This is a genomic window from Acinetobacter sp. SCLZS86, assembly GCF_021560715.1.
Taxonomy (GTDB): Bacteria; Pseudomonadota; Gammaproteobacteria; order Pseudomonadales; family Moraxellaceae; genus Acinetobacter; species Acinetobacter towneri_A.
In genome coordinates, this window is record NZ_CP090864.1 from 2,116,200 (window position 1) to 2,136,161 (window position 19,962).

16 protein-coding genes and 5 tRNA genes are annotated in these 19,962 nt (G+C 41.0%); 10 read left to right on the forward strand and 11 right to left on the reverse strand.

Translation table 11 applies throughout. The features are described 5' to 3' along the window. Window positions 1-2: 2 nt before the first annotated feature. The 4 genes from LZP46_RS10150 to LZP46_RS10165 form a co-directional block, all read right to left on the reverse strand. The gene (locus LZP46_RS10150) at window positions 3-356 is read right to left on the reverse strand and encodes a DUF2513 domain-containing protein (protein WP_178319572.1); all 354 of its coding nucleotides are present in this window, start codon (window positions 354-356) and stop codon (window positions 3-5) included. Between the two features lie 7 nt (window positions 357-363). Further along, window positions 364-825: a hypothetical protein gene (locus LZP46_RS10155; RefSeq protein WP_178319571.1), complete on the reverse strand. Its 462-nt coding sequence runs from the start codon at window positions 823-825 to the stop codon at window positions 364-366. Between the two features lie 177 nt (window positions 826-1,002). Then, window positions 1,003-1,092: transfer RNA gene (locus LZP46_RS10160), tRNA-Ser, on the reverse strand. A gap of 129 nt (window positions 1,093-1,221) precedes the next feature. After that, window positions 1,222-3,255 (reverse strand): NADPH-dependent 2,4-dienoyl-CoA reductase, encoded by a 2,034-nt coding sequence (locus tag LZP46_RS10165; protein WP_236093751.1) that lies wholly within the window; start codon window positions 3,253-3,255, stop codon window positions 1,222-1,224. 363 nt (window positions 3,256-3,618) lie between these two features. On the opposite strand from LZP46_RS10165, the gene argG reads away from it, so the two are divergent. After that, window positions 3,619-4,962 carry an argininosuccinate synthase gene (argG, locus tag LZP46_RS10170; protein ID WP_019836347.1) on the forward strand — a complete coding sequence of 448 codons (1,344 nt, stop codon included), beginning with the start codon at window positions 3,619-3,621 and terminating at the stop codon, window positions 4,960-4,962. Between the two features lie 164 nt (window positions 4,963-5,126). On the opposite strand, the gene LZP46_RS10175 is transcribed toward argG, so the two are convergent. Beyond that, window positions 5,127-6,434, reverse strand: coding sequence for an RNA-guided endonuclease InsQ/TnpB family protein (locus tag LZP46_RS10175; RefSeq protein WP_236093752.1), 1,308 nt, complete (start codon window positions 6,432-6,434; stop codon window positions 5,127-5,129). Between the two features lie 59 nt (window positions 6,435-6,493). Between LZP46_RS10175 and tnpA the strand changes: the two genes are divergently transcribed. Further along, window positions 6,494-6,892: an IS200/IS605 family transposase gene (gene tnpA / locus LZP46_RS10180; RefSeq protein ID WP_236093753.1), complete on the forward strand. Its 399-nt coding sequence runs from the start codon at window positions 6,494-6,496 to the stop codon at window positions 6,890-6,892. 67 nt (window positions 6,893-6,959) lie between these two features. On the opposite strand, the gene LZP46_RS10185 is transcribed toward tnpA, so the two are convergent. Then, entirely contained in the window at window positions 6,960-8,219 is a 1,260-nt protein-coding gene (locus tag LZP46_RS10185; RefSeq protein WP_236093754.1) for a GGDEF domain-containing protein, read from the reverse strand. A 197-nt stretch (window positions 8,220-8,416) separates the two neighbouring features. On the opposite strand from LZP46_RS10185, the gene pyrC reads away from it, so the two are divergent. The 8 genes from pyrC (at window position 8,417) to LZP46_RS10225 (ending at window position 12,821) form a co-directional block, all read left to right on the forward strand. Next, a complete protein-coding gene (gene pyrC / locus LZP46_RS10190) occupies window positions 8,417-9,451 on the forward strand; it encodes a dihydroorotase (protein ID WP_236093755.1) in 1,035 nt (344 codons plus the stop codon). Then, a complete protein-coding gene (rnt, locus tag LZP46_RS10195) occupies window positions 9,436-10,098 on the forward strand; it encodes a ribonuclease T (RefSeq protein WP_236093756.1) in 663 nt (220 codons plus the stop codon). The genes pyrC and rnt overlap by 16 nt, the downstream gene beginning before the upstream one ends. A gap of 215 nt (window positions 10,099-10,313) precedes the next feature. Beyond that, complete coding sequence (locus LZP46_RS10200) at window positions 10,314-10,472, forward strand: hypothetical protein (RefSeq protein WP_236093757.1); 159 nt, start codon at window positions 10,314-10,316, stop codon at window positions 10,470-10,472. Window positions 10,473-10,621: 149 nt separating this feature from the next. Next, a tRNA-Glu gene (locus LZP46_RS10205) sits at window positions 10,622-10,697 on the forward strand. Between the two features lie 110 nt (window positions 10,698-10,807). Beyond that, entirely contained in the window at window positions 10,808-12,226 is a 1,419-nt protein-coding gene (locus LZP46_RS10210) for an amino acid permease (RefSeq protein ID WP_236093758.1), read from the forward strand. A 288-nt stretch (window positions 12,227-12,514) separates the two neighbouring features. Further along, window positions 12,515-12,590, forward strand: a tRNA-Glu gene (locus LZP46_RS10215). Window positions 12,591-12,614: 24 nt separating this feature from the next. Further along, window positions 12,615-12,690: transfer RNA gene (locus tag LZP46_RS10220), tRNA-Glu, on the forward strand. 55 nt (window positions 12,691-12,745) lie between these two features. After that, window positions 12,746-12,821 (forward strand) — tRNA-Glu (locus LZP46_RS10225). A 156-nt stretch (window positions 12,822-12,977) separates the two neighbouring features. On the opposite strand, the gene LZP46_RS10230 is transcribed toward LZP46_RS10225, so the two are convergent. The 5 genes from LZP46_RS10230 to LZP46_RS10250 form a co-directional block, all read right to left on the reverse strand. Further along, window positions 12,978-14,222: an NADH:flavin oxidoreductase/NADH oxidase family protein gene (locus LZP46_RS10230; protein ID WP_236093759.1), complete on the reverse strand. Its 1,245-nt coding sequence runs from the start codon at window positions 14,220-14,222 to the stop codon at window positions 12,978-12,980. Between the two features lie 142 nt (window positions 14,223-14,364). After that, window positions 14,365-15,966, reverse strand: a complete 1,602-nt coding sequence (locus LZP46_RS10235) for an ABC transporter ATP-binding protein (protein WP_236095202.1) — start codon at window positions 15,964-15,966, stop codon at window positions 14,365-14,367. Next, a complete protein-coding gene (locus LZP46_RS10240; RefSeq protein WP_236093760.1) occupies window positions 15,944-16,954 on the reverse strand; it encodes an ABC transporter permease in 1,011 nt (336 codons plus the stop codon). Before LZP46_RS10240 ends, LZP46_RS10235 begins: the two co-directional genes overlap by 23 nt. Beyond that, window positions 16,954-18,024, reverse strand: coding sequence for a microcin C ABC transporter permease YejB (locus LZP46_RS10245; RefSeq protein WP_236093761.1), 1,071 nt, complete (start codon window positions 18,022-18,024; stop codon window positions 16,954-16,956). The genes LZP46_RS10240 and LZP46_RS10245 overlap by 1 nt, the downstream gene beginning before the upstream one ends. A gap of 64 nt (window positions 18,025-18,088) precedes the next feature. Further along, complete coding sequence (locus LZP46_RS10250) at window positions 18,089-19,936, reverse strand: extracellular solute-binding protein (RefSeq protein ID WP_236093762.1); 1,848 nt, start codon at window positions 19,934-19,936, stop codon at window positions 18,089-18,091. Window positions 19,937-19,962: the final 26 nt, after the last annotated feature.

A 19,962-nucleotide genomic window follows, 5' to 3' on the forward strand; every position in this document is an offset into this window, starting at 1 on the left:
ATTTAATTCCCTACAATCATTGCAATAGCTTTAACACCAAGTGCTTTAACAACGTCAAAAGTTAATTCAAGCCCCTTCTCTAAAGCTGTAGTTTTTATATTTTCCCATACAGGCTTACTTCTAATAGTATCTAAAAGGTCATGCCCTTCCCAAGTAAGACCACTAATAGACACATGAGCTACACTACCTCTCATTAACAATGGTTTGCCATTTAAGAAGCCTGAATCTATTAAAAGCACAGTATTTTCAAGTACTGATATTTTATTTTCCATTTCGGTTTCTTGGAGATAGTCTTCAAATCTATCTTCTTCAACAGCAATAAGAACCTGTCTAATAATTTCCCAATCTCTTTTCATCTCTACCCTACTTTAGATTACTTTTAATCTTGTCTGCTAAATCCGCTTCAATTAAACCTTTTGACAAGCAAGTTAGCGTCACATCAAATGTTGTGCTTCCAACTTTATATTCACCTTGAATATTACTTTTAATACTTAAAGAATTGTCATCAATAATAATATTCTGTGCTACTGTGGTTTTTGTTCGCTTATCTTTTAGATAATCAATACCCATTACCTTGCCACAATCAGCATAACTTGGATCTATTCTATAGTCCTTAGAAGCTGTGGTTATCACACCTGCATCCAAGTCTGAACTTGTTATCTGGTATCCCTCTAAAGCCAAAGTACGTTTAGAAGCTTTAAATATTTCTTCCTTTGTTGCTTGAACTTCTACTGAAATACTTTTACTCTCGCCTACTGGTGGCTTATAAGCCATTGATAAAGTAGAAATGGAAAAAGCTAAAATACTCACAATTATTTTTTTCATATCATTGTCTTTAGTCTAAGAAATATACAAAGTAAATTATCATAGAGAAGAACTTCAATACACTGATTTAATGAAAGATATTTATTTTTAATTTTGTTTTTGCTTACTACAGGCTTACGTTACATAACCCTAGAAACAACAAAGCCCTGAGGATGTCAGGGCTAAGTCGTTGATATTTGGCGGAAGCGGTGAGATTCGAACTCACGGAGGACTCACACCCTCGTCGGTTTTCAAGACCGGTGCATTAAACCGCTCTGCCACGCTTCCATGTGGGCCATGATACGAAGCTTTTGATTTGATGACAAGTAAAAAATAGCACCCAGTCAATCAAATGAATATTGTTTCACCAAATTATCTGTATGTTTCATCAAAACAACAGCATAGCACCTAAACTTTTTAAAGTTGTGCTGCCAACTCTGCTCCTTCACGAATCGCACGTTTTGCATCTAACTCTGCAGCAAGTTTCGCCCCACCAATAATATGATAATTAGCCAAAGTATTTTCATCTGCCTTCGGCATTAAATCTTTAACTGATTCTTGCCCAGCACAGACTACAATACTATCCACACGCAACAGTTGCGATTGCCCAGCCATTTCAATCCACAAACCTTCGTTACTAATGGCTTTATACTGCACCCCACGTAACATACGCACTGCATGTTTTTTCAATTGTGCACGATGCACCCAACCTGATGTTTTACCCAAACCCGCGCCTAAAGCTGTAGTTTTACGCTGTAATAAGTAAATCTCACGAATAGGTGGATGTACTTCTGGAGCCAACATACCGCCTTCAGTCACATAATTAGGATTTGGATCAACTCCCCATTCACGCTGCCATTCTACTAATGGCTGTGGTTGTGGCTGATGTTCAGGTTTCAGTAAAAACTCCGACACATCGAAACCGATTCCGCCTGCACCAATCACAGCAACTTTTTGACCAACAGGTGCGCCACGTAATACTTCTGCATAAGACAATACTTGCGGTGCATCGCTACCTTCAATTTTTAAAGCACGTGGTACAACACCTGTTGCAATTACAACTTCCTCAAAACCTTCACGTTCGAGTTGCTCGCGGTTGACTTTGGTATTTAAACGTAAATCGACCCCAGTTTTTTCAATTTGCACTTTAAAGTAGCGGATGGTTTCATGAAATTCTTCTTTGCCTGGCACGACTTTAGCCAAATTGAATTGCCCACCCACTTCATTGCTGGCTTCAAATAAAGTCACCTGATGCCCACGACTGGCAGCAACTGTGGCTGCAGACATTCCCGCAACACCACCGCCCACAACGGCAATACGCTTCGGTTGCTTGGTTTTCTCATAGACCAATTCAGTTTCGTAGGCTGCACGCGGATTGACCAAACAAGTCGCACGCTGATTTTTAAAGGTATGATCTAAACATGCTTGGTTACAGGCAATACACGTGTTGATTTCATTGACACGATTAGTCGCAGTTTTATTAACCCAGAATGCATCTGCTAATAATGGGCGTGCCATTTGAATCATATCCGCCTTACCTGCTGCCAAAATTTCTTCTGCTGTATCAGGCATATTAATACGGTTAGAGGCAATCACAGGAATTTCAACATGCTTTTTCACCTCGGCTGTGTAATCCACAAAAGCAGCACGCGGTACAGATGTCACAATAGTTGGAATACGAGCTTCATGCCAGCCAATACCAGTATTGAGTAAGTTCACACCTGCTTGCTCCAAGGCTTGGGCAACGGTAATCACTTCCTGCATGGTGTTGCCATCATGTACTAAATCAAGCATCGACAAACGGAAGCAAATAATAAACTTCTCACCTACTTCAGCACGAATAGCTTTCACCACTTCTAAAGCAAAACGCATACGATTTTCAATCGAACCGCCCCATTGGTCTTCACGCTGATTCACATGACGGCTTAAAAACTGGTTCAGCAAATAGCCTTCCGAACCCATAATTTCGACACCATCGTAGCCTGCCATTTTGGCTAGACTGGCTGTTTTGGCGTAATCTTCAATGGTATTTAAAATTTGTCTTTCACTCATTTTACGAGGTTTAAATGGTGAAATTGGAGATTTAATCGGGCTTGCAGACACCACAAATGGCTGATAACCGTAGCGTCCTGAATGCAGAATTTGCATTAAAATTTTCGCGCCATGCTTATGAACTGCATGTGTCACCAGTCGATGCGGTGCAACATCACCCAATGTATTCATGGTACCACCCGCAGGCAATAACCAGCCTTGACGGTTAGGTGAAATACCGCCCGTAATAATCAAACCCACGCCACCTTTAGCACGTTCGCCAAAATAAGCAGCCAGTTTTGGATAATTATAAAAACGATCTTCCAATCCCGTGTGCATTGAACCCATCACGACACGGTTTTTAATGGTGGTAAACCCTAAATGTAATGGTTTTAGAATGTTTGCATAGCGAGTTGTCATGATGAATCCTTATATAATTAGCTTTGCAACTTGTTGCATGAATAATACTTTAACCGATTTTTATAAACTGTTTATGACTCTAAAGTTAGACTGCGTGGCGCAAACGTCAATCTACCGCTTTCCTTGATCTCAAACTGTTAAAAATAGAGCATTTTAATGATGCCCAAAAAATATCTGTTTTGATTATCATCTTCTATCCTCAGTTTGCCATTTCTAAATGAAAATTTAAGCGAGAACCTGATTTTTTTATCAAATGTGCTTTTTTAACGAAAACAAGCATTTTAAAGAGTGCTATAATTTGCAGTTTAGAATTCTCCTTGGCCACCAAAATGTGGTGCATATTTTAAAAAATTAGGACTAGCAATGACTGATAATGCAACTATCTTGCAGAATGTACCAGTAGGCAAAAAAGTCGGTATCGCCTTTTCTGGTGGTCTAGATACTTCAGCTGCTTTATTGTGGATGAAGCAAAAAGGCGCTGAACCGTATGCGTATACCGCAAACTTGGGGCAGCCAGATGAAGATGACTATGATGCCATTCCAAAGAAAGCAGAAGAATATGGTGCGGTAAAAGCACGCTTGGTTGACTGCCGTTTACAGTTGGCTTTGGAAGGTATTGCTGCCATTCAATGTGGTGCATTCCATATCAGCACAGGTGGTATGCCTTACTTTAACACCACCCCGCTTGGTCGTGCAGTAACAGGTACGATGCTCGTGACTGCCATGAAAGAAGATGACGTCAACATTTGGGGTGATGGTTCAACTTATAAGGGTAACGATATTGAGCGTTTCTATCGTTATGGTTTATTGACCAATCCTGCGCTTAAAATTTATAAGCCATGGTTAGACCAAACCTTTATTGATGAGTTGGGCGGTCGTGCGGAAATGTCACAATTCCTCATCGACAATGGTTTTGACTATAAAATGTCAAAAGAAAAAGCGTATTCAACTGACTCAAACATGCTCGGTGCAACACACGAAGCGAAAGACCTTGAGTACCTAAATGCTGGCATCAAAATTGTTGACCCAATCATGGGCGTAGCATTCTGGAAAGATGACGTTGAAGTGAAAGCCGAAGAAGTGTCAGTAACCTTTGAAGAAGGTATGCCTGTTGCACTGAACGGTCAGCGTATTGAAAACCCTGTTGAGTTGATTCTTGAAGCGAACCGTATTGGTGGTCGTCATGGTTTGGGAATGTCTGACCAAATCGAAAACCGTATTATTGAAGCGAAATCTCGCGGTATTTACGAAGCACCGGGCATGGCATTATTACACATTGCTTATGAGCGTTTAGTTACGGGTATTCATAACGAAGATACGATTGAACAATACCGCATTAACGGTTTACGTTTAGGCCGTTTATTGTATCAAGGTCGTTGGTTCGATTCTCAAGCATTAATGTTACGTGAAACTGCACAGCGTTGGGTGGCGAAAGCGATTACAGGTACTGTGACTTTAGAGTTACGTCGTGGTAATGACTATACCATTATGAACACTGAATCTCCGAACCTCACTTATGAAGCTGAGCGTTTAACCATGGAGAAAGGTGATTCAATGTTTACGCCAATGGATCGTATTGGTCAGTTAACGATGCGTAACCTAGACATTACCGATACACGCGCTAAATTAGGTCTTTATACCAATTCTGGCTTATTGTCGATTGGTTCAGGTTCTGCAGTGCCTCAATTGAAAGACAAAAACAAATAATCACTTGCTGATCATTTTGTGAAATCGAAGCCGCTCAAATTGAGCGGCTTTTTTATATACGTTTAAACATGAAGACTAAAAAATTCATACTAAATGAAAGCTGCATTGACATACTCCCACCACTTTCGTTTTCACTCAAGTGGGAGATTCTAAAAGCAAAGCTCTTAGGCGACTTCCTCACGGATTTCGCTTGCTTTCTGCTTCTTAGGGCGACCTTTACCGCATCCACCCTCCACAGACAAAACGGCATGTCCTGCCGACAATATATTACGAGATGCGTTTAAATCCGCATTCGCAACATAACCGCATCCGACACACTCAAATTTAGCTTGAGTTTGTCGGTTTTCTTTTGCTACATGACCACATTCACAGCAGGTTTGACTTGTGTACTTCGGATCAACTTTTACAAGTAATCCACCTCGCCATTGTTGCTTATATTCCAACATACTAACGAGCATGCCCCAACCTTGATCTAGGATTGATTTGTTTAAGCCTGACTTAGCTTTTACATTCTTTCCTTGATTTTCGATTGTGCCACTTGCTGACTTCGACATATTTGCTACTTTTAAATCCTCAACAGCAATCATTGCGTGGTTTTTGCTGAGCGTTGTAGTGATTTTTTGCAAGTAGTCATGACGAATATTGGCAATGTGATGATGTAGTTTATTGATTTTAAAATTCAGTTTTTTCCAATTTTGACTAAATTTAACTTTCTTTCTCTGCTTCCGTTGAAGTCTAGCTAATTTAATCTGATTGGTTTTAAAGCTATTGATCGGGTCAAAGACCTGACCATTTGAGGTAGTGATTAATTTCTTAACACCAAGATCAACACCAATCGCTGATTTTGATGGGTGGATCGGCATTTCAGTAAGTTCTGTTTCAGTACAGAATGAAACGTACCAACGTCCTGACACCTTACTGATCGTCACATTTTTTATTGTACCTAGAATCTCTTGCGACTTCCTGAATTTAATAACACCTACGCCATTAGGGAGTTTGAGTTTATTTCCTTTAACCCAACAGTATTTATCGAATTGTACAAGGCGAATGGAATCATAACCGTCTGATTTTTTCTTAAATCTAGGCATAAGTGGGCGCAACTGAACCTCAGTACCATCAGCCAATTTAAAAAATTTAGGTTTCTTAGGTTTGCGCTTTTTTTCTTTTAGTCGAGCATGTTCTTTAGGGTTGAAAAACCTCCCCCATGCTGATGCAAGATCACGAACTTTTTGTTGAAGTGACACAGCATTTGAATTTCCATCTAAAAAGCTAAACTGAGGATTCTTTTTCAGTGCTGTTATCTTTTTTACTAGATTCACCGCATTAATGTGTTTATTTTGAGCAAACATTTCAAATGAAATTGCTAATATTTGATTCCAAACAAAGCGTGCAGAGCCAACGAGATTATTTAAAATAACCTCTTGCTCGACATTAGGCTCAAGCCTAAATTTATACGCTTTGTTGATTTTCATTAATGAGTGTGTATCTGTTAATATGGTGCTGATTCTAACATTTTAGGTATATTTTTTCAATGAGTGAGATATATAAAAACCGACATTCAGCCTTTAATCTTCATGTTCATTTAGTTTTTATAACGAAATATCGAAAAAAAATACTAGGTGAGTTGCATCATAAATATTTCAATGAGTGTGCAACTGAAATATGTAAAGATTTTGATGCTGAATTAAAGGAATGTAATGGTGAATCCGACCATGTTCACATGCTTATTCAGTATCCACCAACGGTACAGTTAAGCAAATTGGTTAATAATTTAAAGTCTGTAACAAGTAGAAGAATGCGAAATGAGTTTTTAGACTTGAGAGGGAATTATACAAAACCTGTTTTATGGTCAAGATCATATTTTGCAGGGTCTTGTGGTGGTGCGCCTTTGGAAATAATCAAACAATATATTCAGAATCAACAAGTTTGAAATTTGTGAAATTCACCTCCACCCTGACTGACGGGTGGAGTCCTCTTTCACTTGGAGATAGAAAAACTTACAGGACCTCTTCCACCTGCACAGTGTGGTAATAAATTTGATTACGTCCCAACTGTTTCGCACGGTACAAGGCTTGGTCTGCACGTTGCAAGAAATCGCTTTTAAAAATTTCCGCCTCACCTTTATAAACAGTAAAACCTAAACTGATTGTGACATTACTGGAAACTAAAGATTGGCTATGGGGAATCGCCAAACGCTCAACTGCTTTAAAAATATTGGAAGCCACAGCATAAGCACCATGTGCATCTGTTTCTGGCAATAACACCACAAATTCTTCCCCACCATACCGCGCGACAAAATCCATGTGACGAATCGAGTCTTTAATCGATTTGGCAATCGCTGAAATGACTTCATCTCCCTTTTGATGCCCATAATGATCGTTATATTTTTTAAAAAAATCGACATCTATAAAGATTAGGGATAATGGTACTTCATCATGCCGTGCCTGTTCAAAATAGCTATCCAGCATTTCATCAAAGGTACGTCGGTTAGACACTTTGGTCAGCGCATCATGCTGACTTAAATGCAACAACTCTTCGGCATGGATACGGTTAATTTTTTCACTAAGTCGAGCTTGGTGCATCACCAAAAAAATCATCCGCTCTCGGGTACACAGCATTTTGCTGATTAAAAAACCCACTACCGTACTGCCAACCAACACCCGCCCCATCACCATCACATCAATTGGAATATGCAAGCTTAATAACATAATCATGGCAACCACAGCAGCCATTAGCCCTGTCAGCAGCATGTGAAACGGCTTCACCCCTGTCAGTACAAAGCCCATAATATAAATCATACTAATGATCATCATGGCTTGATATCTAAACACTTCGGTAAGCACTGTCATGGTCAGCCAAGTCATCGACACAATGGCCCAAAAAGTCATAGCCATGGCCGCATAGGCATAATATGAGCGTAAAATTTTATAATGGGCAAAAAAGAACAGGGTCAGTAAGCAAAATGCACCATTGACTAGGCCTAGTAAGGAATGGATAAAGTCGTGCTTAAAAAAATTTCGATCAATAATCCAGTAATCCCCAGTAATAATCATCACAGTGATAATAAAGTAGATGAGTACGCCCGACCAAAAATATTGGTTAATGTTATGCCGTGCTTGTTCAAGATGCTGTTTCCAAAACTCCACTTCGAGTTGTTTCGGAAAAACCTGACCCGCACGTTTACGTTGATGTTTAATCAACTCTTCATTTTTTTCTTTGTCGTACTGTAGCTTGGCTAACTTATATTTGTATTCCATGGATGCTTTAAATTCCATTTAATCACGATTGTTGCACAGCAAACCTGTAACAGCCTGAATATAATTTTTTTAATGGTTTAAAAATAACACAATGTCTAAACTATTCATTCAGGCATTTCTATTTTTTATGGCTTTCGGCGTTATCATTTTAACATTTATAGATTATCATCTGTTTTATTTTTCAAACTGGCAGCGCCTTGAATACAATTACTCTTATCCAGCCAGATGACTGGCATGCTCATTTACGTGATGGTTTAGCACTACAACGTACTGTTCCTGATCTTGCCAAGCAATTTTCACGCGCAATTTGTATGCCTAACCTTGTTCCGCCAGTAAAAACGGTAGGAGAAGCAGAAGCGTATCGTGAACGCATCATGGCACATGTTCCTAAAGGTGTAAATTTTGATCCGCGTATGGTGTTGTATTTTACCGATCAAACCTCTCCTGAAGAAGTCAAGAAAATTAAAGCCTCGGCGCATGTAAATGCTATTAAACTTTACCCTGCTGGTGCCACCACCAATTCAGACAATGGGGTAAGCGACATTCGTAAAGTTTATGCGGTGATAGAGCAACTTGAAGAACAACAAGTGCCATTATTATTGCATGGTGAAGTCACGCATAATCATGTCGATATTTTTGACCGTGAAAAACGCTTCTTAGATGAAGTGCTTTCACCATTATTACAACAATTTCCAAATTTGAAATTGGTGCTTGAGCACATAACCACCTCTGAAGCAGCACAATTTGTTTTAGAACAAGGCCGGAATGTCGCTGCAACCATTACCCCACAACATTTATTATTTAACCGTAATGATATGTTGGTGGGTGGTGTGAAACCACATTTCTATTGTTTGCCTATTTTAAAACGTCAAACCCATCAGCAAACCTTATTGGAAGTCGCGACTAGCGGAAATCCTAAGTTTTTCTTAGGGACAGATAGCGCACCGCACTCAAAAAATGCCAAAGAAAATGCATGTGGCTGTGCAGGCTGCTATAGTGCACCTACGGCAATTGAGCTGTATGCACAAGCTTTTGATCAAGCTGGACGTATTGAGCGCTTAGAAGGCTTTGCAAGCTTGTTTGGTGCAGATTTCTATGGTTTGCCGCGTAATACCAACACCATTACCTTGGTAAAAGAAGAGCAAATCATTCCAACCAGTTTAGACTACTTGGATGGTGAACAAATTATTCCGTTATATGCGGGTAAAACCATTCAATGGAGAAAAGTGTGACAAATACAACTTTGCCCGTGATGGGGCAACGTTTTCGTGGTTTTTTGCCTGTGGTGGTCGATGTGGAAACCGCAGGCTTTAATGCCCAAACTGATGCCTTGTTAGAAATTGCAGCTATTCCAATTGTTTATGATGCGGAAGGCAAATTTGTACCAGGCGAAGCGTGTCATGCGCATATCAACCCGTTTGAAGGGGCAAATTTAGACCGCCGCTCGTTGGACTTTATTGGGATTGATCCTTTCAATCCTATGCGTATGGCCATGGCTGAAGATGAAAAAACTGCATTAAAACGGATTTTCAAATCGGTCAATGAAGTGCGTCGCCAACAAAATTGCACCCATGCCATTTTGGTCGGTCACAACGCGCATTTCGATTTAGGCTTTGTGCAAGCAGCCATTGCCCGCACAGGTACGAAGAACCAAAACCCATTCCACAGCTTTTCAGTGTTTGATACAGTGACTTTAAGTGCTGTGATGTTTGGTCAAACAGTGTTGGCAAAATCATGTATTCAGGCAGGTATTGAGTTTGATGGCAAAGAAGCACATTCAGCTTTATACGATACGCAAAAAACTGCAGAACTGTTTTGTTTTATTCTGAATAAACTTGCACCGCACATGGTAGAGAACTTACTCAACACAGATCAATAATACGATTGGTACTCAAACATTGAGAGGTTTACAGGATGACAAACTGCATTTGTCATCCTGTTTTCTTTTTAATATTGTGGTCTTGATTCATGCTTTTCAACCTCAAGGCTGAGTATCGAAATCATTTTTACTTTGAATCAGTTTTTATGCATGCAGTCTTTTAAGCTGACTTTGGTTATAATGGCAATATTCCAATTTGTGTTATTGATTCTGCCATGTTGAAAAAAATTGTATTGGTTTTGGTCATTCTCGCGCCTTCTGCGTTGTATCTTTATATTGTGAATCGTGAGCCTGCCCAACCTGAACCAAACACTCAACCCGCAGCAACACAAACAACAACCACTGAAAAACAATATCAAACCCCTGATCATTAAAATGATGCACCGTATTCAAATTTACATGCACTGATTTATTTTTAAAGATGTATTATTTTTTAAGCAAATAACAAATAGTGCGGCAGTTTTTTTAGATTCAGGTTTGACACTGTCGCAAAAAATTCATAATATACGCCTCACCTCGCATCGTCCCTATCGTCTAGAGGCCTAGGACATCGCCCTTTCACGGCGGTAACCGGGGTTCGAATCCCCGTAGGGACGCCATATATCTTGCTATACGATCATTTCTAATCCAAATTTATTATTTCAAGATTGCAGATTTGTAGTTTTTCTCTACAATACTTCGCTTCATTCCATATTTTCTCCTAACACTTATGCCGTCATCGAATCATCAAAATGGTGCTGTGCATCAAGGTAATACTATGCCTTTAAAACGTGCCATGAGCACTCGACATTTGGTCATGATTTCACTAGGCGGTGCCATTGGCACAGGTCTATTTTTAGGCTCAGGTGAAGTCATTGCACAAACAGGCCCCGTTGGCGCCATCATCGCTTATATTTTTGGTGGTTTAATTGCCTATATGGTGATGCTGTGTTTAGGTGAGCTTGCCGTACACATGCCTGTTTCAGGTTCGTTTGGCGCATACGCTAAACAATATATTGGGCCAGGCACGGGCTATACCATCACTTGGTTGTATTGGCTCACGTGGTCGGTCACTTTGGGCACAGAGTTTACCGCCGCCGCGTTGTTAATGCAGGAATGGTTCCCGCATATTTCCATGTGGATTTGGACACTGATTTTTGGTGGTGTCGTATTTAGTTTAAATATGATTTCCACACGCTTGTTTGCAGAATCTGAGTTTTGGCTGTCTTTGGTCAAGGTCGTGACTGTTATTGCCTTTATTGTTTTGGGTTTAATGGCAATTTTTGGTGTTGTATCCTATCAAGGTTATAGCTCGGCACCTTTATTTAGCAATTTAACTGCACAAGGCTGGTTTCCTGAAGGGCTATTCCCTATTTTTGCCACCATGTTGATTGTTAATTTCGCTTTTTCGGGTACGGAGTTAATTGGTGTTGCTGCAGGTGAAACCAAAAACCCTGCCAAAAACGTGCCTAAAGCAATCAATACTGCAATTTTCCGCCTGTTGATTTTCTTTGTAGGTACTATTGTGGTAATTAGTGCCTTATTACCACATCAGGCTGCAGGTTTGGCTGCAGAAGGGGTAAGCAGTAGCCCTTTTGTGACGGTATTTAATCAGATTGGCATTCCTTATGCTGAAGATATTATCCGTTTTGTGATTATCACAGCCTTGCTCTCTGCAGCGAACTCAGGCTTATTTGCAGCTTCACGAATGATGTGGTCGCTCTCACACCAAAAGCAATTGCCACAGATTTTTTCTAAGGTGAATGCGCGTGGTATTCCTTATATAGCAGTCATCGTCACCATGCTCGGAGCAATGCCAGGTTTATTGTCTGAGCAATTTGCGCCAGAAACCATCTTTAAAAACCTCTTAGGTGTGGCTGCATTTACAATGGTTGTGGTCTGGATGAGTATTTGTTTAAGCCAGTTTAACTTCCGTCGCCAATGGTATAAACAAGGCAAAACCGTACAGGATTTAGGTTTTGCTGCACCGCTATTTCCAATAGTGCCTATTTTAGGTTTTGTGTTCTGTTTTATAACTTGCCTGAGTATGTTATTTGACCCAGAAATGCTAGTAGGTTTTATCGGCTGTATGATTTTTATTGTGTTGTGCTATGTCAGTTATTACATGATTTATCACAAAAAATCATAATGCTTTTTTAGCGATGATGTAAAACAATAGGGGCGATCTTCGGATTGCCTTGTTTTTTGAGTTGTGTTGATTAGCAATTAATACTGCAAAATACAAAGAAAATCATGCTGCTCTAATAAATGTGTCCATTTAAAAATAACTTGAAAAGCATGATTTTTAGCGCTTCAAACATATTACGACAGGAGAATAGTTTTAATTTTATTCAGTTGATCATTTTTTTCAGAATTATTGCCGAAAAGCGTTTGACACCCCCCTTTATACGCCCTATTATACGCCCACCTCTGAAACGTCCCTATCGTCTAGAGGCCTAGGACATCGCCCTTTCACGGCGGTAACCGGGGTTCGAATCCCCGTAGGGACGCCAATTTCAGAAGTAATATTTTATTAAGTCCCTATCGTCTAGAGGCCTAGGACATCGCCCTTTCACGGCGGTAACCGGGGTTCGAATCCCCGTAGGGACGCCATATTCTCAACAACTGCATTGGTTGTTACATGGTTTGAAAATATAAACTTCTATTTGTCCCTATCGTCTAGAGGCCTAGGACATCGCCCTTTCACGGCGGTAACCGGGGTTCGAATCCCCGTAGGGACGCCATATTCGAGATGTTTACATCTCAACAAAAAGCCCAATCAATATGACTTGGGCTTTTTGCTATCTAACGCATTAGTTTTATATTTCAATCTGTGCGGACTGATTCAAAAACCATAGTTTAAGCTTTGAATCCGTCCACTGAGGTTTGAAAAATACGAATCAAGCTGATTTACGTGAGTTGACCTGTCCTTTAATCACCGCAGTTAAATTGCCTTTTAAATATTTGAAAAAGACTTTTAAAGGCGAGAGTTTCGGGTTTGGACGCTTGCCTTGTGCAATTGCTTTGAACTGCGCGGCATACCAAATAATTTCCATAATTGCCATTTTATCAATCATCGGGATACCAGTTTTAATTTTATCGACCCCGTAACGTACATCTTGACCCGCCAACAAACGGTTGGCTAAATCGGTTTCTACCGCAAATGGTCGGGCGATCCCAATAAAGTCACATGCACCACTGTCCAAAGCAGCATTCATGGCAACTACCGTTCTAAAACCACCTGTCACCATTAAGTGGCATTTCACCTGACTGCGAATCAATTCCGCAAAAGATAAAAAATAGGCTTCACGGGCAATGGTACTTGGTTTACGTTTATCAGCTTTAGAGCCTGCCATCGCGGGTGCTTCATAAGTACCACCTGAAATTTCAATCATATCTATACCTGCTTCATCCATGGCTTTAAACACGCTAATCACTTCTTCTTCAGTGATGCCGCCACGTTGAAAATCTGCAGAGTTTAGTTTGACTGATACAATAAAATTGTCTGAGGTCGCTGCACGTACCGCTTGATAAATTTGCATCAAAAAGCGCATACGGTTTTCAATATTGCCGCCCCATTGGTCTTGGCGTTTATTGGTCAGTGGCGATAAAAACTGGCTGATCAAATAGCCATGCGCACCATGCAGTTGAATCCCCTCAAAGCCCGCTTGCTCACAAATCTGTGCAGCTTTGGCAAAACGCTGAATAATATCGAGGATTTCATCTTCATGTAGTTCACGTGGTGTACCAAAACTCAAAGCTAAACTTGGACTAAAAGGCACAGCCGAAGGTGCAACCGTTTCTTTATTCAAGCCTTTCGGACATTGACGTCCAGGATGAGACAACTGTACCAGTTGCACCATGCCATGACGTTTACCAACTTCTGCCCACTGTTTGAGCTTTTCTATATCTCGGTCTGATTCAATTCCCACAACACCCGGTTCATTTTTGGCACGTAAATCGACCATTACGTTGCCAGTGATGGCACAGCCCAAACCACCTTTTGCCCATGCTTCATATAGACCTAAATGCAGGCTATTCGGCTGCCCTGCCGTGTTGGCAAGCGCCTCACTCATGGCACCTTTGATAATGCGATTTTTAAACATGCTATTACGAATCTGAATTGTTTCGGCAAGATGGCTCATACACTGTTCCGTATTGTATTTTATTGGTCTTTTTACTCTAAAGATTTTTCAGAACAGGTCAATGCCATTTTGACAAATCTTATTGTCAATAATGGTAAAACAAGTCAGCCAGCCGAAATAGCTGTTTAAAAATATTGAAGGTTTAATACTCACTGGCTGCTATCAATTGACGGGTGTATTCCGTTTGCGGATGGCTAAATAGCTGTGCAGTATCTTGAAATTCCATAACTTTAGCTTGATGGAGCACCAACACTTTTTGACAAAGCGCTTTCACCACTTGCAAATCGTGGCTGATAAACAAATAACTTATCTGTTCTTGCCGCTGTAAGCGGCGCAACAACTGCACTACAGCGCGTTGGGTGCTACGATCTAAGGCAGAGGTCGGCTCATCCATAATTAACAGTTTAGGACGCAGCACCAACGCACGTGCTAATGCAATCCGTTGACGTTGCCCACCCGACAATTCATGCGGATAGCGCTGTTTAAAACTCACAGGCAATTCTACTTTGCTTAAAGCTTCATCTATGCGCTGAATGATTTCAGGTTTGGATAAATGTTGCAATGTCAAACCTTCACCAATGGTTTGTTCCACATTTAAACGTGGATTTAAGCTGCTAAACGGATCTTGAAATACAATTTGAAACTGCTGTCGTAAGGGACGCAATTGACGTTCATTCAGTTGATTCAGATCTCGCCCATGTAGTTCAATTTTTCCCTCACTTTCAATCAGTCTTGCAATGGCAAGTGCCAATGAACTTTTACCCGAACCGCTTTCACCAACAATACCAATCGATTGACCTTGCGGAAGTTCGAAGCTTAACGGTTCAACCGCAACCACATAATCTTTAACCCGATTCAGTAAACCTTGTTTAATCGGGAATTTCACAGCCACCTGTTCTAACGCCAAAATAGTCGGCAACTCATCAATTTGCAAAGCTTCGTCAAAATCATGGTTTAACAAATTTTGAGTATAGGCTTGCTGCGGTCTATTAAAAATATCTGCCACACTGCCCTGTTCTTCGACCCGACCCTGATTCATGACAATGACCTGATCTGCATAGTGTTTGACCAAGTTCAAATCGTGGCTGATCAAAATCATAGCCATATAATGACGCACTTGCATGCTTTTTAGTAAATCCAAAATCTGCGCCTGCAAAGTGACATCTAAAGCAGTGGTTGGTTCATCGGCAATTAAAATATCGGGATCAAGTGCCAACGCCATTGCGATCATCACTCGCTGACGTTGCCCCCCAGATAATTCATGTGGGTAACGCTTTAGTTTTTCTTCAGGCTGAGAAATGCCAACATCTTCAAGTAATTGCAATACCCGTGCACGCGTTTTTTCCTTGCTCCAACCTTGGAGCAACAAACTTTCACCAATAATTTTTTCCACGCGATGCAACGGATTTAAAGCCGTCATCGGTTCCTGAAAAATCATGGCAATTTTTTGACCACGAACTTGCCGCAATTGTTGCGGTTTAAGGCGAAGCAAGTCCTGTTCTGCAAAGATTACCTGACCTTGCACCTGTAGATGTTCAGGCAATAAACCTAGTAATGCCAAACTGCTAATAGATTTTCCCGAACCACTTTCACCGACTAATGCAATAGTTTCGCCTGCATGCAGCTCAAAGTTTAAATCATGCAGCAAAACCTGTTGCTGCTGCCGAATATGCAGATGACTGACTGTTAGCAATACTGCAGGCTGTGATGCAGTTGAAGGATTAACGTCTTGGATCGAATGCATCACGGGTCGCCTCTCCAATATAAATTAACAAGGACAGCACAATCGCTAAGGTAAAAAAGCCTGACAACGCCAACCACGGCGCATTTAAATTATTTTTACCTTGTAACAGCAATTCCCCTAAAGATGCTGCATCGGGCGGTAAACCATAACCCAAAAAATCCAGTGCGGTTAAAGCTGTAATATTGGCGGTCAGCATAAAAGGCAACTGCGACAAACTCGAACTCATGGCATTGGGTAAAATATGCCGAAACATAATGGTACGATCGGTTACGCCTAAACTTCGCGCTGCACGGACATAATCAAAATTTCGGGCGCGCAAAAACTCTGCCCGAACTAAGCCGACCAGTGTCGTCCAGCCAAACAGCAGCATAATTACAAATAGCCAATACACACTTGGGGTAAACATGCTGACCAAAATCATCACCATGAACAGCATCGGTAAACCACCCCACACCTCTAAAACACGCTGACCAATTAAATCGACCCAACCACCATAGTAGCCCTGTATTGCCCCGACCAAAATACCTAGAGCTGCCGATGCAAAAGTCAGTGCAAAACCAAATAACAGAGATACGCGCAAGCCATATAAAATTCGCGCCAACACATCACGTCCTTGGTCATCTGTACCTAGCCAGTTTTGTGCAGTTGGTGCTGAAGGTACAGGCACGGTCAAATCTAAATTCGGAGTCTGGTAAGAAAACTCAATGAGCGGCCAAACTGCCCATCCTCGGTCTGCAATCAGTTGTTGCACCACAGGGTCTTTATAATCGGCTTCAGTTTCAAATACACCGCCAAAGGTCGTTTCAGGATAAGCCTTGAACACTGGCAGATATAAAGATTGCTCATATTTGACCAATAACGGTTTGTCATTGGCAATCAATTCTGCCGCTAAAGACAATACAAAAATAATGATAAAGACAATTAAACAACCAAAACTCAATTTGTTCTGTTTAAAACGCTGCACGCGCGCCTGCATGATCGGTGACATTATTTTGCCCCTCGCGACTCAAAACTAATACGTGGGTCAATCACCTGATATAACACATCACTGATTAAGCGCAGAATTAAGCCCAATAAGGTAAAAATAAACAAAGTACCAAAAATTACAGGATAATCACGCTGCACAATCGCCTCAAAACCAAGCAGGCCTAATCCATCCAAATTAAAAATAATTTCGATGAACAAGTTCCCGACAAAGAAAATACCCACCAACGCTTCGGGCAAACCTGCAATTACGATTAGCATGGCATTACGAAACACATGCCCATATAACACACGCGATTCGGTTAGGCCTTTAGAACGTGCCGCCAACACATATTGTTTGTTTAATTCTTCCATAAATGAATATTTGGTGAGATAAGTCAGCCCTGCAAAACCACCAATCACCATCGCCAATAAAGGCAATGTCATGTGCCAGAAATAATCGGTAATTTTTCCCCACAGACTTAATTGTGCAAAGTTCTCAGACACCAAACCCTGTAAAGGGAACCACTGAAAATATGAACCACCCGCAAAAAATACTATCAGTAAAATAGCAAAGGCAAACGCAGGAATGGCATAACCAATCGCCAACAAAATAGAAGTCGCTTTATCAAACAACAAACCATGCTGACGGGCTTTTTTAATACCTAATGGAATAGAAATTAAATAAATCAGCAAGGTGCTCCATAAACCTAAAGATAGCGATACGGGCAATTTTTCCCATAACAATTGGGTCACAGGTTTGTCTTTAAAAAAACTGGTGCTAAAATCGAACTGCACATAGCTCGTGAGCATTTGCCAAAAACGTTCATGTGCGGGTTTATCAAATCCATATTGTGCTTCGATTTTTGCGACCATTTCATCACTTAAACCTTTAGCACCTTGATAATTGCTGCTATTGGATGTTGCAGCAGTTTCACCGCCTGTCGTCCCCATGCCCTGAAAAGCTTCGGCTTGCTGAATTGCTTGTTCGACTGGCCCGCCTGGTGCAATTTGAATCACCACAAAGTTAATCAATAAAATGAAAAACAAGGTTGGAATAATCAGGAGCAATCTTTTGAGTATGTATGTGCCCATGTGCTTACCTTTTGGCAATGTTCTGGTTTATCGCAAACACTGTCATGCTTGAGTTTTAAAATCGTTATTGTTGACGTAAATAATGTGCAACTTTCTTGGCTTGTGCCGCATCACTCCACCAATAATCAATTCCTGCCGATAGTTTAGGTTTGATGGCGGGCTGACGATACATATTCCAATAGGCATACCAGTTTTCACCTTTGCCATAGGTTGGAATTTGATAATACCCCGCACGCAATAAACGATCCAAAACTTTGGTACGCACAATCAATTGTTCACGATTAGGTGCACGAATCAACTGTTGTACCACTTCATCAATCACTGGGTTTTTAATGCCTGCATAATTGTAGTTTCCTGGTTGATCTGCGGCAGCACTACTCCAAAGCTGTGCCTGTTCATTGCCCGGACTTAAAGATTGCGGCATGACACTGGTGGTCATATCAAAATCGGCACGACGCATGCGTTCAATATATTGCGGCACATCGACATGCCGAATATTTACCGTAACGCCCAGCCGTTTCATATTGCGCACAAAAGGCACTAATGTGCGTTGCAAACCATCCTGATGGATTAAAAATTCAACTTGAATGGCTTTGCCTTTGGCATCTATCAATTTACCTTGCTGAAAGCGATAACCCGCTTTCAAAAGCAGTTCACGGGCTTTCAGCAAACCGTTACGGTTAAAGCCACTGGCATCGGTCACAGGATACTGCCAATTTTGCAATACGCCTTGACGTTGAATAGGATGCAGCTTGGCTAAAAAGGGTTTTAAAACAGCCAATTCTGCGGCTGAAGGAGTGCCTTTGGCTTCTAACTCGCTATTAGAAAAATAACTTTGCAAACGGTGATATTGCCCATAAAACAAGGCTTTGTTTTGCCATTCAAAATCATAAGCGTAGGTTAAAGCCTGCCTAAAGCGAATATCCTGAAACGCATGTCTGCGGGTATTAAAAACAAAACTTTGGGTCGGAATGGGGTTTTGGTGCTGAAATTTATGCTTGACCACCATACCCGCATTCACAGCAGGAAAACGATATTCCGTAACCCATTTTCGTGCGGTATATTCTTCATGCAGCGTGTATTGCCCCGACTTAAACCCTTCAAAGGCAATATCTAGATTACGATAATAAACATACTTCAGGCGATCAAAATTATAGCGCCCTTTATTTACGGGTAAATCTTTGCCCCAATAATTTGGATTACGCTTATAAGTAATGCTGCGCCCTGCATCAATCCGCTCAATAAGATACGGCCCTGAACCTAAAATCGGTTCTAGGGTAATGCGGGTAAAATCACGCTTTTGCCAGTCTTTCTTAGAATAGATTGGCATTTGCGACAAAATCAGTGGCATTTCGGCATTGTTATTGGATTTAAAACTCACTTTGACCTGATGCTTAGACAAGACCGTGGTTTTATCTAAATCGGATAAATACATTTGTAAACCCGGATTGGACTTGGTCTGAAAAGCATCAAAACTGAATTTGACATCATCTGCTGTAACTGGGCTGCCATCACTAAATTTGGCTTTAGGATTTAAATGAAAAATGACGAATGCAGTTTGCTTCGGATCATAGCTGACTTTTTCTGCCAATAAGGGATACATCACCCCGGGCTCATCTAAAGAACTGCTCATGAGTGAATCGAATATAAAACTCACCCCATCGGTTGAGCTGCCCTTGCCATTCATGTCATTTAAATTATCAAAAGTGCCATTACTGGCACGAATTAAATCGCCACCTTTGGGCGCTTGCGGGTTGGCATAAGGCATAGCCGAGCGCCCCACATACTGAGGCTGGCTATGTACGGCAATATAGGGCGTGGTTTGTAACGCAGCCCATCCAAACTGCGGCAAGACCACACAACCTAAAATACAGCCCAGATATTGATGTGTCTTTTTTATGGCAAATGACATGCACACAGCTCCTTGTGCAGTATTCC

Bases quoted from the DNA above. Each gene is read 5' to 3' on its own strand.
- LZP46_RS10150 (WP_178319572.1), bottom strand. From the start codon at position 356: ATGAAAAGAGATTGGGAAATTATTAGACAGGTTCTTATTGCTGTTGAA.
- LZP46_RS10155 (WP_178319571.1), bottom strand. From the start codon at position 825: ATGAAAAAAATAATTGTGAGTATTTTAGCTTTTTCCATTTCTACTTTA.
- LZP46_RS10165 (WP_236093751.1), bottom strand. From the start codon at position 3,255: ATGACAACTCGCTATGCAAACATTCTAAAACCATTACATTTAGGGTTT.
- argG (WP_019836347.1), top strand. From the start codon at position 3,619: ATGACTGATAATGCAACTATCTTGCAGAATGTACCAGTAGGCAAAAAA.
- LZP46_RS10175 (WP_236093752.1), bottom strand. From the start codon at position 6,434: ATGAAAATCAACAAAGCGTATAAATTTAGGCTTGAGCCTAATGTCGAG.
- tnpA (WP_236093753.1), top strand. From the start codon at position 6,494: ATGAGTGAGATATATAAAAACCGACATTCAGCCTTTAATCTTCATGTT.
- LZP46_RS10185 (WP_236093754.1), bottom strand. From the start codon at position 8,219: ATGGAATACAAATATAAGTTAGCCAAGCTACAGTACGACAAAGAAAAA.
- rnt (WP_236093756.1), top strand. From the start codon at position 9,436: ATGGAGAAAAGTGTGACAAATACAACTTTGCCCGTGATGGGGCAACGT.
- LZP46_RS10200 (WP_236093757.1), top strand. From the start codon at position 10,314: ATGTTGAAAAAAATTGTATTGGTTTTGGTCATTCTCGCGCCTTCTGCG.
- LZP46_RS10210 (WP_236093758.1), top strand. From the start codon at position 10,808: ATGCCGTCATCGAATCATCAAAATGGTGCTGTGCATCAAGGTAATACT.
- LZP46_RS10230 (WP_236093759.1), bottom strand. From the start codon at position 14,222: ATGAGCCATCTTGCCGAAACAATTCAGATTCGTAATAGCATGTTTAAA.
- LZP46_RS10235 (WP_236095202.1), bottom strand. From the start codon at position 15,966: ATGCATTCGATCCAAGACGTTAATCCTTCAACTGCATCACAGCCTGCA.
- LZP46_RS10240 (WP_236093760.1), bottom strand. From the start codon at position 16,954: ATGTCACCGATCATGCAGGCGCGCGTGCAGCGTTTTAAACAGAACAAA.
- LZP46_RS10245 (WP_236093761.1), bottom strand. From the start codon at position 18,024: ATGGGCACATACATACTCAAAAGATTGCTCCTGATTATTCCAACCTTG.
- LZP46_RS10250 (WP_236093762.1), bottom strand. From the start codon at position 19,936: ATGTCATTTGCCATAAAAAAGACACATCAATATCTGGGCTGTATTTTA.